Origin of the sequence: Pseudomonas sp. R3-56, assembly GCF_051132075.1 — a bacterium.
Classification (GTDB): Bacteria; Pseudomonadota; Gammaproteobacteria; order Pseudomonadales; family Pseudomonadaceae; genus Aquipseudomonas.
On the sequence record NZ_CP071657.1, the window covers coordinates 1,997,123 to 2,008,416 of the forward strand.

Annotated in this window: 13 protein-coding genes; 6 read left to right on the top strand and 7 right to left on the bottom strand. The window is 60.2% G+C overall.

The genetic code is table 11. The annotated features are described in order from the left end of the window. Window positions 1-20: 20 nt before the first annotated feature. Window positions 21-1,208, top strand: coding sequence for a molybdopterin molybdotransferase MoeA (locus J3P96_RS09185; protein WP_434631235.1), 1,188 nt, complete (start codon window positions 21-23; stop codon window positions 1,206-1,208). A gap of 51 nt (window positions 1,209-1,259) precedes the next feature. Here J3P96_RS09185 and J3P96_RS09190 read toward each other — a convergent pair whose 3' ends face one another. Beyond that, window positions 1,260-1,568, bottom strand: a complete 309-nt coding sequence (locus J3P96_RS09190; RefSeq protein ID WP_305499812.1) for a hypothetical protein — start codon at window positions 1,566-1,568, stop codon at window positions 1,260-1,262. A gap of 338 nt (window positions 1,569-1,906) precedes the next feature. On the opposite strand from J3P96_RS09190, the gene yegS reads away from it, so the two are divergent. Next, window positions 1,907-2,824, top strand: a complete 918-nt coding sequence (gene yegS / locus J3P96_RS09195) for a lipid kinase YegS (protein ID WP_305499814.1) — start codon at window positions 1,907-1,909, stop codon at window positions 2,822-2,824. Here yegS and J3P96_RS09200 read toward each other — a convergent pair. The 3 genes from J3P96_RS09200 to J3P96_RS09210 all read right to left on the bottom strand — a co-directional run bounded on the left by J3P96_RS09200 (window position 2,808) and on the right by J3P96_RS09210 (window position 5,061). Further along, window positions 2,808-3,467 carry a response regulator gene (locus J3P96_RS09200; RefSeq protein WP_305499816.1) on the bottom strand — a complete coding sequence of 220 codons (660 nt, stop codon included), beginning with the start codon at window positions 3,465-3,467 and terminating at the stop codon, window positions 2,808-2,810. The genes yegS and J3P96_RS09200 overlap by 17 nt on opposite strands. Continuing rightward, window positions 3,464-4,357, bottom strand: coding sequence for a sensor histidine kinase (locus tag J3P96_RS09205; RefSeq protein WP_434658135.1), 894 nt, complete (start codon window positions 4,355-4,357; stop codon window positions 3,464-3,466). The genes J3P96_RS09200 and J3P96_RS09205 overlap by 4 nt, the downstream gene beginning before the upstream one ends. 233 nt (window positions 4,358-4,590) lie before the next feature. Then, window positions 4,591-5,061, bottom strand: coding sequence for a hypothetical protein (locus tag J3P96_RS09210; protein ID WP_305499818.1), 471 nt, complete (start codon window positions 5,059-5,061; stop codon window positions 4,591-4,593). Between the two features lie 461 nt (window positions 5,062-5,522). Between J3P96_RS09210 and J3P96_RS09215 the strand changes: the two genes are divergently transcribed. Both J3P96_RS09215 and J3P96_RS09220 read left to right on the top strand, forming a co-directional pair. Then, the gene (locus tag J3P96_RS09215) at window positions 5,523-6,446 is read left to right on the top strand and encodes a chemotaxis protein CheV (protein ID WP_214999118.1); all 924 of its coding nucleotides are present in this window, start codon (window positions 5,523-5,525) and stop codon (window positions 6,444-6,446) included. 72 nt (window positions 6,447-6,518) lie between these two features. Further along, the gene (locus J3P96_RS09220) at window positions 6,519-7,328 is read left to right on the top strand and encodes an MOSC domain-containing protein (protein ID WP_434629504.1); all 810 of its coding nucleotides are present in this window, start codon (window positions 6,519-6,521) and stop codon (window positions 7,326-7,328) included. Between the two features lie 99 nt (window positions 7,329-7,427). Here J3P96_RS09220 and J3P96_RS09225 read toward each other — a convergent pair whose 3' ends face one another. Together J3P96_RS09225 and J3P96_RS09230 are read right to left on the bottom strand one after the other, a co-directional pair. Continuing rightward, window positions 7,428-7,712 (bottom strand): pyrimidine/purine nucleoside phosphorylase, encoded by a 285-nt coding sequence (locus J3P96_RS09225; RefSeq protein WP_003183665.1) that lies wholly within the window; start codon window positions 7,710-7,712, stop codon window positions 7,428-7,430. An 87-nt stretch (window positions 7,713-7,799) separates the two neighbouring features. Next, window positions 7,800-8,342, bottom strand: a complete 543-nt coding sequence (locus J3P96_RS09230; RefSeq protein ID WP_434656589.1) for an exonuclease domain-containing protein — start codon at window positions 8,340-8,342, stop codon at window positions 7,800-7,802. Window positions 8,343-8,662: 320 nt separating this feature from the next. Between J3P96_RS09230 and J3P96_RS09235 the strand changes: the two genes are divergently transcribed. Together J3P96_RS09235 and J3P96_RS09240 are read left to right on the top strand one after the other, a co-directional pair. Further along, window positions 8,663-9,439, top strand: a complete 777-nt coding sequence (locus tag J3P96_RS09235) for a substrate-binding periplasmic protein (RefSeq protein WP_434656590.1) — start codon at window positions 8,663-8,665, stop codon at window positions 9,437-9,439. A gap of 68 nt (window positions 9,440-9,507) precedes the next feature. Then, a complete protein-coding gene (locus J3P96_RS09240; RefSeq protein WP_434629510.1) occupies window positions 9,508-10,521 on the top strand; it encodes a GNAT family N-acetyltransferase in 1,014 nt (337 codons plus the stop codon). A 102-nt stretch (window positions 10,522-10,623) separates the two neighbouring features. Here the strand turns inward: J3P96_RS09240 and J3P96_RS09245 are convergent, their stop codons facing one another. Then, on the bottom strand, window positions 10,624-11,172 hold the full coding sequence (locus tag J3P96_RS09245; protein WP_025212663.1) for an RNA polymerase factor sigma-70: 549 nt from the start codon (window positions 11,170-11,172) through the stop codon (window positions 10,624-10,626). Between the last annotated feature and the right edge of the window lie 122 nt (window positions 11,173-11,294).

The window sequence follows — 11,294 nt, forward strand, 5'->3', positions numbered from 1 at the left end:
CGGGCAAGGCCGGCGCCCTGATGGCCGTCGAGGTCGCGCTGGAGCGGTTGCTCGAGATGGCGGCAGCCACGCCCATTACTCAGCATGAGCGCGTGCCGCTGTCCGAGGCGCAGGGGCGAGTATTGGCCGAGGACCTGGTCTCGACACTTGACCTGCCGCCCTGGCCCAACAGTGCGATGGACGGCTACGCCTTGCGCCTGAATGACTGGAGCGGCGAGGCTTTGGTCGTCAGTCAGCGGGTTTTCGCCGGGCAGGCTCCAGACGCTCTCGCCGCGGGTACCTGCGCGCGTATCTTCACGGGTGCGCCGGTCCCGCCGGGTGCCGATTGCGTCGAAATGCAGGAAAACGCCATTGTCGACGATGATCAGCGGGTAAGATTCACCCAGCCCATGGTCAGCGGACAGAACATTCGACCTCAAGGACAGGAAACAACCATCGGGGAGCGAGTCCTTGACGCCGGCACCCGCCTGGGTCCGATCGAGTTGGGTCTAGCGGCATCCCTGGGGTGCGCATCGCTGCCAGTGGTGCGCAAAGTACGCGTTGCGGTGCTGTCGACCGGTGACGAACTGGTGGAGCCTGGTCAGAACCTGGGTCCAGGCCAGATCTATAACAGCAATCGTGTCCTGCTCTGTAGCTGGTTGCAGCGCCTGGGTTGCGATGTTGTCGACGCAGGTATCCTGCCCGATGATTTGCCCGCTACGCGTCGCTGTCTGGCCGGGCTGTCGGATGTCGACCTGATCCTTTCCACCGGCGGCGTATCGGTGGGGGAGGCGGATTTTCTAGGCGTTGCATTGCGCGAAGAAGGCGAGTTGACGCTCTGGAAGCTCGCTATCAAGCCTGGAAAGCCGCTGACGTTCGGGCACTTCCGTGGCCTGCCGGTAATAGGCCTGCCGGGAAATCCCGCTTCTACGCTGGTGACCTTTGCGCTGTTGGCTCGGCCTTACCTGCTGCGGCGCCAGGGCGTTCAGTCAGTGGCGCCCCTCAAGTTCAAGATACCTGCAGGCTTCACCTGGCCGAAGGCGGGCTCTCGCCGAGAGTACTTGCGAGGTCGCATTGAAGACGGTCAGGCGATCATCTACCGCAACCAGAGCTCCGGTGTCCTGCGCAGCGCCGCCTGGGCCGAGGGGCTGGTCGAAGTCCTCGAAGGGCGAACACTGGTCCAGGGTGATGAAGTGAGCTTCATTCCCTTGAGCGAAGTGCTGGATTAATCCTGGCAACGTTGTCCGCCCCGAGTGAGTAACCGTGCCTTATGCCGGCCTTTATCGCGACAGCAACGTCACCACCTGATCGAAGCGGCTGTTCGCCACCCAGCCCAGCAGGCCGACCACCACTGCGGCTGCGCCGGCCAGATAGGCGAGCCGGTGTCGGACCGCTTTCACATCGGTACGGATTTCATCCATGTCCCTGCGGATGTATTTGAGGTGAGTTTCCAGTTCAACGACGCGCGGTTCCAAATCAATTCCTCCTACGGGATTAATGCAACTTTTGCCTTCGTTTTGCTTATCGGCCCGCTCGCTCCTGAGCGGGCCAAATTGCCGGGGGGACAATTTGAATTCATGGCCGGGCATGAGGCGCTCCTCCGCTGTTTCCATGAGCCTTCAAATGATTGGTCCTGCCCCTGCGGGCCTTGATGTATCCATCCATGGGTTATCCATCCTTGTCTATTGGGTGTTTTTTCGATTCAGCGCAACAGAATGCCAAGGTGTTCCAATACGGCTGGAGGGTCAATTGAGCTGATTCGCCAGATCTTGTAGGAAAAGTCCTTGAATGAAGGGTTGCCGAGAAGAGGCAGTCCGCCGCCTCCTTCGAGGTGCTGGGTCTTATTTTGTATAAATTGAGCAGCGCCGGGCTTTTTCGGCTGAATGAGCGGTCCCATTTCCTGAACCTTCCAATGACGGAGACAACGATGAGCAAAGGCAAGGCGCTACTGATCCTGCACGGCAAGCAAGCGCTCAACGAAGAGGTTCGCGCGGCAGTGATGCTCAAGCGCAAACAGGGCTGGGACCTGGCGGTACGGTTGACCTGGGAAGCAGGGGATGCCCGGCGATGCGTCGACGAAGCACTGGATGCCGGTTACACCCGATTGATCGCCGGCGGCGGTGACGGAACCCTGCGCGATATCGCCGAGGCGATGGTCCAGCGGCCTGGCGATGCCAGCCTGGTGTTGCTCCCCCTGGGCACTGCTAACGATTTTGCCCGGGCGGCCGGCGTCCCGTTGGAGCCGGACCAGGCCCTGGAGCTGCTGGATGTCACGCCCAGGGCGATTGATGTGGGCGAGGTCGGCGGCTGTATTTTCCTGAACATGGCGACGGGCGGCTTCGGTAGCCAGGTGACCGCCAATACCTCCGAGGACTTGAAGAAAGTCCTTGGGGGCGCCGCTTATCTGTTTACCGGCCTGTCGCGTTTCAGTGAGTTGAGCGCAGCCTATGGCGAACTGCAGGGCCCCGATTTTCACTGGCGCGGCGACTTGCTGGCGCTGGGCATCGGCAATGGTCGGCAGGCGGGTGGGGGGCATTTGCTCTGTCCGCAGGCGTTCGCCGACGACGGTTTGCTCGATATCAGCATCCTCCCGGCGCCTCAAGAGGTTGTCAGTACGCTCAAGGATCTGCTGGCCGGTGGCCTGGGCATAGACAACATGTTCGTACGAGCGCGTTTGCCCTGGGTGGAAATCAAGGTGGCGCAGGGCCTGGACATCAATCTGGATGGCGAGCCGTTGCAGGTCGACGATCTACGTTTCACCGTGCGCCCGAAAGCGCTACGGGTGCACCTGCCGTCGGATTCGCCATTGCTGGAGGGTGCGGCGCTGCTCAATCATCCAGGCTGATGATCTGTTCGCGGACCGCAAACAGTACCAGTCCGGCCACGTCATGGATCTGCAGGCGCTTCATGATCTGGGCCCGGTGCGTTTCCACGGTCTTGATGCTCAGGCTCAGGCCGTTGGCGATTTCCCGGGTGGACTTGCCACGAACGATCAGCCGCAGGATCTCCAGCTGGCGCGCCGTCAGGTTGTGGTTCTGGGCTGGATCGGGCTGATGTTTCTGAACGCGGGTCAGCGCCTGGTTGATCACGGTATGGGCAATGGCCGGGCTCAGGTAGCGTTCGTTGTTGCGCAACGCGTCCAGGGCGTGCGCCAGCTCGGTGGCCGTGGTGTCCTTGAGCAGGTAGCCATGGGCTCCTGATTCCAGCGCCTGCATGATCAGCGCGGGGTCAGTGTGCATGGACAGGATCAGCACCTTGCTCTGGGGGCGTACCTTCCTGAGTTGCTGCAAGGCTTCCAGGCCGCCGGTATCCTTCATGGAAATATCCAGCAGGACGATATCGGGGTTGAGGCGTTCCACCAGTTCCGGCAATTGCGCGCCGTCACTGGCTTCGCCGACGACGGCGTAGCCAGGGAGATCCAGGACCAGGGCGCGTACACCGGCCCGGATCAGCGAGTGGTCATCTACCAGAAGCAAATTACAAGTCAATGGAGAACCTTATTCTTGCTGGCCCGCTCAAGGGCACGCGGTGCCCAGGGAATACGAGCTTCGATATGTGTGCCTTTGCCGGCCTCGCTGGTGACCTTGAGGGTGCCGCCCAACTGTTCGACTCGCTCCGACATGCCGGCCATGCCGCGCTGTCCTTCGCGGCCGGGGTGGCTGGCCGGGACGAATCCCTGGCCGTCATCGCTGATCAGCAACGTCAGCCCTTCAGGAAGGCGTTGCAGGCGCACCAGCAGATTGCTCGCCTGGGCGTGGCGCAACATGTTGGTGACGGCTTCCTGGGTGATCCGAAAGGCGGCGACGGTCATTTCGTCCGGGATGCCGGTCATGCGCTGCTGGCAATCGAGGCTCCATTTCACCGGCGTATTGGCCAATGTCTTGAGTAGATGAGCGCGGAGACTGGCTTCGAGCCCAAGGCTGGTCAGTTGCCTGGGATTGAGGATCGCCGAGACATCACGCACTTTGGTCAGGGTTTCGTCCAGCGTGTCGCTCAGTACGCTGCATTGGCCCTGCAAGTCTTCCGGCAGGCGGCGCTTGAGCCATTCACTTTGCAGTTTTGCCGCGGTCAGCAGTTGGCCAATGTCATCGTGCAGTTCGCGGCTGAGCCGGTGACGCTCGTTTTCCTGGACCTCCAGCAGTCGGTCGGCCAGTTCCTGCGGCTGGAACTTGATGGACTTGCGCGAGAGTCGATAGTGGATCCAGACACAGGCCAGCGCCGCGCCATTGAGCACCAGCAAGCCCAACGGCAGCGGATGGGCCAACAAGTAGGCCAGCAGGCAACCGAGGGTCGAGCAGATACACAGCAGCAATGTGAACCGGCGGGCGTTTTCTCGGGACGGTGGCCAGGTGATGATTGACTTGAAGCTGGCGTGCATAACGGATGGAGCCAATGAATGTTCGCTGCGGGCAGGCCAGTCAGCGCATCTGACGGGCCGGGTCGGGTAAATGTTTCAGGTCGGGGACGGCTTCGGTTGGCGGCTTCTTGCGCCGCTGTCCGAGGCGACTGACGCGAGACATAGTACCACTTCGGATTTCGTTGGTCGCGCCCGGCTTGGCGGCGGCAAAGCACGACGGGCCAGGCACATGATGTTGGTCGGCTGCTACCAGCTCACGCTTGTTTTTGTGCGTAAGGAACCAACGCCATCGGGCGCGGCGTCGGCAACGCCTCGCAGGGACTCTGGCCAACCTGGAAGGCAAATGCTTCGATCAGGGAGGTCTGTTCAGTGTTGTCCAGACTCAGTTTGCCGGTGGTGTGGTCGACGAGCTCCAATTGCCAGGCCATCAGGGTAAAGCAATCTTTCAGCGCGACCAGTGCCTGGTCATGCAGCTCCATGTGGTGTTGCGCATGACTGAGCAAGCCATGGATATGCAGCGAAAACTCCGAAACGGCCTCCAATGCGAGAGCGTCGGCCTTGTTTGCCAGCTTCAGCAACGTGCTGAGCATGCAGTCGATGGCATCCTTGTCGTTGTTGATCAGCTCCAGATGGCTCAGGCATTCCTCCGACTTGGCCAAGAGTGTCTCGGCTTCAATCAGGAACTCGGGAAGGCGCTGGCTCCAATTGTTGCGATCGTTCGGCATGCTTATCTCCACAACATCATGTCAGGCGAAAGTAGATCGCGTGTGGCGAACGGCTGGATCTCATGGCCGGTACGAACGAAGGTGCCTTGCGGATCGCAAACTCGGCCTCGCAAACGATTGCACTGAAATCGGTTGGGAGGCTGGAAATCCGTTGTTCTGCAGTCGCGCACAAAAGCCTGACTCCGTTCAGCAATGAGAATGGCGTCACATTAATGGCTATTGGATATCGGGAATATCAGGTTAGACCTGATTGTGCCTAGGGGAATCCCTTAGGCAGGGGAACTTACTGCGTCAACGGAAGTCGCGCAGCGGAAAAAACGGATGTAAAACGGAAGGCCAGTAAAGCATGATGTCTATGTGACATCAATGCCCGCGGCGGTATTTAATGTCGGGGTCAAGATCCGGCGCATACCGCCGATAGCGTCTTTACAGATTCATCCGAACAAGCCCAGGAGTCATCGATGGCCGGCATTCTCGACACAGTAGATCAACGAACCCAATTGGTGGGTGAGAATCGCCTGGAAATTCTCATGTTTCGCCTGGCGGGGCGCCAACTGTTCGCCATCAACGTATTCAAGGTCCAGGAAGTGCTGCAACTGCCGAAGCTGACCTTGATGCCCCAGCGCCACCCGTTCGTCTGTGGTGTGGTCAATCTGCGTGGCCAGACCCTTCCGGTGATCGATCTTTCCCAGGCCATCGGCATGCGTCCGCTCGTGCCGGGACCTAACAGCACCATCATCGTCACCGAGTACAACCGTTCGGTACAGGCGTTCCTGGTAGGGGGCGTGGACCGCATCGTCAACATGAACTGGGAAGCCATCCTGCCGCCTCCGACCAGTGCCGGGCGCGAGCATTACCTGACGGCTATCAGCAAGGTCGACGACCAGTTGGTGGAAATCATCGACGTGGAGAAAGTCCTCGCCGAAATCGTCCCCTACAACGCCAAGGTCTCACGGGACAAGCTCGAGGATCCGGTGCTGGAACGAGCCCGCGGTCGAGAAGTCCTGCTGGTGGACGATTCCAATGTCGCGCTCTCGCAGTTGCGTGACACCCTGGGCCAGTTGGGCGTGAAGATGCACATCGCCAGCGACGGCTTGAAGGCACTGAACATGCTCAAGGCCTGGGCCGACACCGGCGAAGTGATGACCGACAAGTTGCTGATGATTTTCACCGACGCGGAAATGCCCGAGATGGACGGCTACCGCCTGACCACGGAAATCCGCAACGATCCACGCCTGCGTGGGCTCTACGTGGTGCTGCATACCTCGCTGTCCGGCAGCTTCAACGATTCGATGGTCAAGAAGGTTGGCTGTGACAACTTCCTTTCCAAATTCCAGCCGGACAAGCTGGTCGACGTGGTGCGCCAGCGGTTGATGCTCGGCTGAGGCTGATCGAGGTTTGCTTCACCGGCTCGCTCGTATAAGGTTGCGCTTTTTCGTCATCAGGGAAAGTTGATCATGTTGCGGCTGAGCGCGCTGTATCGGTATCCGTTGAAGTCCGGCAAGGGGCAGCCGCTGCAGGGCATCGGCCTGGACAAGCTCGGGCTCGACGGTGATCGACGCTGGATGCTGGTGGATGAGGCCAGCGGGCGCTTCCTGACCCAGCGGGCCGTGGCAAAGCTGAGCCAGCTTTCGGCGTTGTGGAACGCGGCGGGCGGACTGACACTCAGCGCGCCGGGCTACGGCGCCATCGAGGTGCCGCTGCCGCCTTCTCTCGAAGAACAACGGCGTGGCGTGATCATCTGGCGCGATACGCTGCGTGTGCCGGATGCCGGTGACGCGGCGGCTGCCTGGGTCAGTGAGTTCATCGGCAATCGCACCCGGCTGGTCCATGTGCCGGTGGAGTTGGCTCGTACCACGGCAGCCGGCTACGGCAAGGATGACGACAAGGTGGCCTTCGCCGACGGTTTTCCCTTGTTGTTGATCGGCCAGGCCTCGTTGGAGGATTTATCGGGCAGGGTCGGCCGCTCGCTGGAAATGCTGCGCTTTCGTCCCAACCTGGTGGTCGAGGGCAGCGAGGCGTTCGCCGAAGACGGCTGGAAGCGTATTCGTATCGGCGAGGTGGAGTTCCGGGTGGTCAAGCCGTGTTCACGCTGCATCATGACCACGGTCGATCCGCAAACCGGCGAACGCGATCCGCAGCGCGAGCCTTTCGCCACGTTGCAGCAGTACCGTTCTACGCCGGATGGTGCGATGTTCGGCCAGAATCTGGTCAACGATGGCAATGGCCGACTTGAGGTCGGCATGCCGGTCGAAGTGCTGGAATAGAAGATCCCTGAATAAAAATGCCCGTGTCGCTGGACACGGGCATTTTTATTTATCACGCAGGCGCTTTGGTGGCGAGGGAGCAAGCTCCCTCGCCACGGCTCAGCCGCGATATTCGCAGAGGTAAGCCGTGTCGACGGCTACCTTGAGCTGGAACTTGCTGTTGGCCGGGACGTTGAACTGGCTACCGGCGGCGAAGGTTTCCCAATCGGTGCTGTCGGGCAGTTTCACTGTCAGGGCGCCGGAAACAACATGCATGATTTCCCGCTGCGCAGTGCCGAACTCATATTCGCCCGGTGCCATGACGCCGATGGTCGCTGGACCTTCGGCGGTACCGAAGGCGATCGACTTGACGGTGCCGTCGAAGTACTCGTTGACTTTGAACATGGGCGATTCCTCGAGAAAGGGCTGAAAAAGGCCGGCCAGTATGCACAAGGCCACAACAGTCGTCATCTGTCGCGCCTGGCAGGGCGCTCAGCCGGTCAGCACCAGCGGCAACAATCGCGCCGTATTACGGGCGTCCTCCAATGCACGGTGCTGTTGGCCGCAGAACTGCAGACCGGCCAGTTGCAACGCCGCATTGAGCCCCAGCGGTCGCTCCAGCCGACGGGCCTTGGCAAAGCGCTGCTTGAGATTCATGTGCGGTACCTGGGCGAGCGCGCTTTGCAAGTGCTGGCCTTGCCATTCCTGAAGCAACTGCTTGCGGTCGTAGTCCCCCCAACTGACCCAGCCTTCGAGGTTCGCTCGATAAGGCGCCAGCCAGTGTTCGAATGCCGGCCAGACCTCGGTCAGCGGTGCGGCGCCGTCAATATTGGCCTGGCTGATATGCGTCAGCGTGCGACAGAAAGAGGTCAGCAACGGGCGCCTCAGCGGCCGTACAAACCGCTGGAAATGGTCCACCTCGCGCCCATCCCGATTCACCAGGGTGGCGCCGATTTCGATGATTTCCATTTCGGTAACCGGCCAGCCACCTTCGTCGGTGGTGGCTTCCAGATCAATCACCAGCCAGTAAGGCATTGCAAGGTTCCCGGTATCGGCGTGCAGATGGGTTTGAGCGTAGTCAAACCCGAAGCATCCGCCTAGTCCCTGATGACGCCCGAGCGACCAGACCGGCCTGATGGAGGTTGTCCTGCATGGAAGATGGCTGTTCGCTGTCCGAGCGCTTGCTTGGTTGCCTTGGCCAGCTTAAATTGCCCCGCGCGACCGGATGAAAGAAGAACAATGATCGAGCCGCTGTTTTAAATTGATCGTGCGGCTGGCTAAGCGGCTGAAACCGCCTAGCGTGAAGAGTGATGGGGACTTTGGGGAGTGTTATCTTGACGTGTTCGCCGATGGGGATGACCTCACGTACCTTGCTGGCCGTCCTGGCCATGTTCTTGACCGTGTCAGCTGAAGCTGCACAAGTGGTCCGGATCGGCGCGGCGCATTTCCCGCCTTATACCGTTCGTCCCGAAAACGGCGCCGACACCGGTCTGTTACCGCAATTGGTGGAAGCCTTGAACCGGTCACAGGCCGACTATGAATTCGTGCTGGTACCCACTTCGATTCCGCGCCGGTTCAACGATTTCAAGCAGGGCCGGGTCGACATGGCGATTTTCGAAAACCCCGACTGGGGCTGGCAGGATGTGCCCCATACTCCGGTAGACATGGGCCTGGAGGATGCGGAGATATTCGTCGCCCAACGCCAGCCGGATCGCCAGCAGAGCTATTTCGCCGATCTCAGGGGCAAGCGCTTGGCCCTGTTCAGCGGTTATCACTATGCGTTTGCCGAATTCAACGCCGATCCGAAGTTCCTCATCGGCCAATACAACGCCACGTTGACCTATTCCCACGACAGCAACCTGCAGATGGTGTTGCGCACGCGCGCGGACATTGCCCTGGTGACCCGTTCCTACCTCAGCGATTACGTGTTGCGCAATCCGCAAGTGGCCTCGCAGTTGCTGGTATCCGAACGCATCGACCAGATTTACCATCATTACGCACTGATCCGGCCCCAGGCTCCCATTTCTCCCCAAGCGTTCGCCCAGATATTGCAGAAGTTGCGGGACAACGGCCAGTTGCTGGAAATCTTCCAGCCCTACCGGATCGAGCTGGTGCCGACCCACGCCCATTGAAAGCGGACCTTAAATTTATCTGCCTGGCTCACGTCACACGTTGACCACCGACGAAAACGTGAGCTCCCATGTCCAACCTCAATCAGCCGACCCTATTGCCCTTGCCCGGCGGGCGCAGCCTGGGTGCCGATGAAACCGAACGCCACCTGAGCCTGATGCTCGAAGGCGCGCCGCTGATCCGCCTGCGCCTGGAGCGCGGTCCCCAGTTGCACGTGCATTTGCAGGAAAACAACGACCGGCCGGTCGGCCCGGCACTCTGGGCGGCCTGCTATTGGCTGTTTGCCAGGGATCCCGAATGTCAGCGCCTGGTCTGGCACCTCAATGAGCGTCCCGGTGAGGCCCTGCTCAGCGGTTTGCTGACGGGCGGGGAACTCAGCGACGAATATATCTGCGAACGCACGCTGTTCTGGCAACTGCCGCAGCCCTGGCTGGGAGAGTCGTTCAGCGGCAGTTATCCGCAACAGATGATCGTCACCGACGGCAAGCGCCATCCACGTCGCCCGATCAAGCCGCGCGGCGAGGTGTATCGCCGTTTCGACGCGCGGCTAGGGGCCTGGGTGTCTTTGCGCACGCTTGAAATCGAGCAAGACCTGACGCGATTCAACCGCTGGCAGAACAGCCCCAGGGTGGCTAGCTTCTGGCAGGAGGAGGGCAGCCTGGAACAGCACCGCGAGTACTTGACCAGGCTTGAGCATGACCCTCGGGTCTTGACCTTGATCGGTTGTTTCGATGAGCAGCCATTCGCCTACTTCGAAGCCTATTGGGCCAAGGAGGATCGAATCGCACCGTTTTATGACGCTCACGCTTATGACCGCGGCATCCACATGCTGGTGGGCGAAGAGCAGCATCGAGGTCCGCACAAGGTCGCAAGCTGGCTATCGGCACTGGTGCATTACCTGTTTCTCGACGATCCGCGTACCCAGCGCGTGGTGGCCGAGCCTCGGGCCGACAATGCCCGGATGATCGGGCATCTGCATAACCAGTGTTTTCACTGCGAAAAGGAATTCGATTTCCCGCACAAGCGCGCGGCGCTGATGATCCTGGGGCGCGAGCGGTTTTTTGACCGGTGTTCGTTGGTGTAGGGCTTCAAGGCCCCATCGCGAGCAAGCTCGCTCCCACAGGTTGGTCGTGAACCCTGTGGGAGCGAGCTTGCTCGCGATGAGGACAGCAACCCAATGCGGATTTCACCGCCGGGCGAACGTATCCCCACGCACCCCTGACACCTTGCGGCAATGCACCAGGGCGTCGCGGATCATGAAGTTCACCAGTGTCGGCGAGACGCCCAGTTCCTTGGCGATGTCTTTCTGCGGCACGCCGTGCAGGCGGTACATCTCGAAGGCGTAACGGGTTCGGCTAGGCAGCTCGGTCAGCGCGTCGGCAATGTGTTCGAGGGTGGAAAAGTTGATATGCGACGTTTCTGGCGAAGCACCCTGGATCACCACGTTCAATCCTTCTTCTTCCGGCCCCGAATATTTCTGTTCCAACGCCTGTTTGCGGTAGTGGTCGATCGCCAGATTGCGCACGATCTGGAACAGGTAGCTGAGTTGAGCCTTGAAGGACGAGGTGATCTGAGGCGCCGATTGCAACCGGAAAAACGCATCCTGGACCACGTCTTCCGCGCGGGAGCGGCAACCGGTGATACGCGCTGCGATCTTGACCAGGATCATCCGGTTGTCGACGAAGGCCTGGAGTAGCGGTGAGTCGCACCTGCTTGTGGATACTTGTTCCGTCATGGAATTCACCTTACTGCAAATAGTTAGCGGGACGACCCGTGCATCGGACCCGTCCTACATGTCGAGCGCCAAATTAGGCTTAATGATAATCGTTGTCAATTGAGAAGAAGAATTATTGATGG

Excerpts from the sequence above, each read along its gene's own strand:
- J3P96_RS09185 (WP_434631235.1), top strand. The coding sequence starts at position 21 with ATGGCCGTCGAGGTCGCGCTGGAGCGGTTGCTCGAGATGGCGGCAGCC.
- J3P96_RS09190 (WP_305499812.1), bottom strand. The coding sequence starts at position 1,568 with ATGCCCGGCCATGAATTCAAATTGTCCCCCCGGCAATTTGGCCCGCTC.
- yegS (WP_305499814.1), top strand. The coding sequence starts at position 1,907 with ATGAGCAAAGGCAAGGCGCTACTGATCCTGCACGGCAAGCAAGCGCTC.
- J3P96_RS09205 (WP_434658135.1), bottom strand. The coding sequence starts at position 4,357 with ATGCACGCCAGCTTCAAGTCAATCATCACCTGGCCACCGTCCCGAGAA.
- J3P96_RS09210 (WP_305499818.1), bottom strand. The coding sequence starts at position 5,061 with ATGCCGAACGATCGCAACAATTGGAGCCAGCGCCTTCCCGAGTTCCTG.
- J3P96_RS09215 (WP_214999118.1), top strand. The coding sequence starts at position 5,523 with ATGGCCGGCATTCTCGACACAGTAGATCAACGAACCCAATTGGTGGGT.
- J3P96_RS09220 (WP_434629504.1), top strand. The coding sequence starts at position 6,519 with ATGTTGCGGCTGAGCGCGCTGTATCGGTATCCGTTGAAGTCCGGCAAG.
- J3P96_RS09225 (WP_003183665.1), bottom strand. The coding sequence starts at position 7,712 with ATGTTCAAAGTCAACGAGTACTTCGACGGCACCGTCAAGTCGATCGCC.
- J3P96_RS09230 (WP_434656589.1), bottom strand. The coding sequence starts at position 8,342 with ATGCCTTACTGGCTGGTGATTGATCTGGAAGCCACCACCGACGAAGGT.
- J3P96_RS09235 (WP_434656590.1), top strand. The coding sequence starts at position 8,663 with ATGACCTCACGTACCTTGCTGGCCGTCCTGGCCATGTTCTTGACCGTG.
- J3P96_RS09240 (WP_434629510.1), top strand. The coding sequence starts at position 9,508 with ATGTCCAACCTCAATCAGCCGACCCTATTGCCCTTGCCCGGCGGGCGC.
- J3P96_RS09245 (WP_025212663.1), bottom strand. The coding sequence starts at position 11,172 with ATGACGGAACAAGTATCCACAAGCAGGTGCGACTCACCGCTACTCCAG.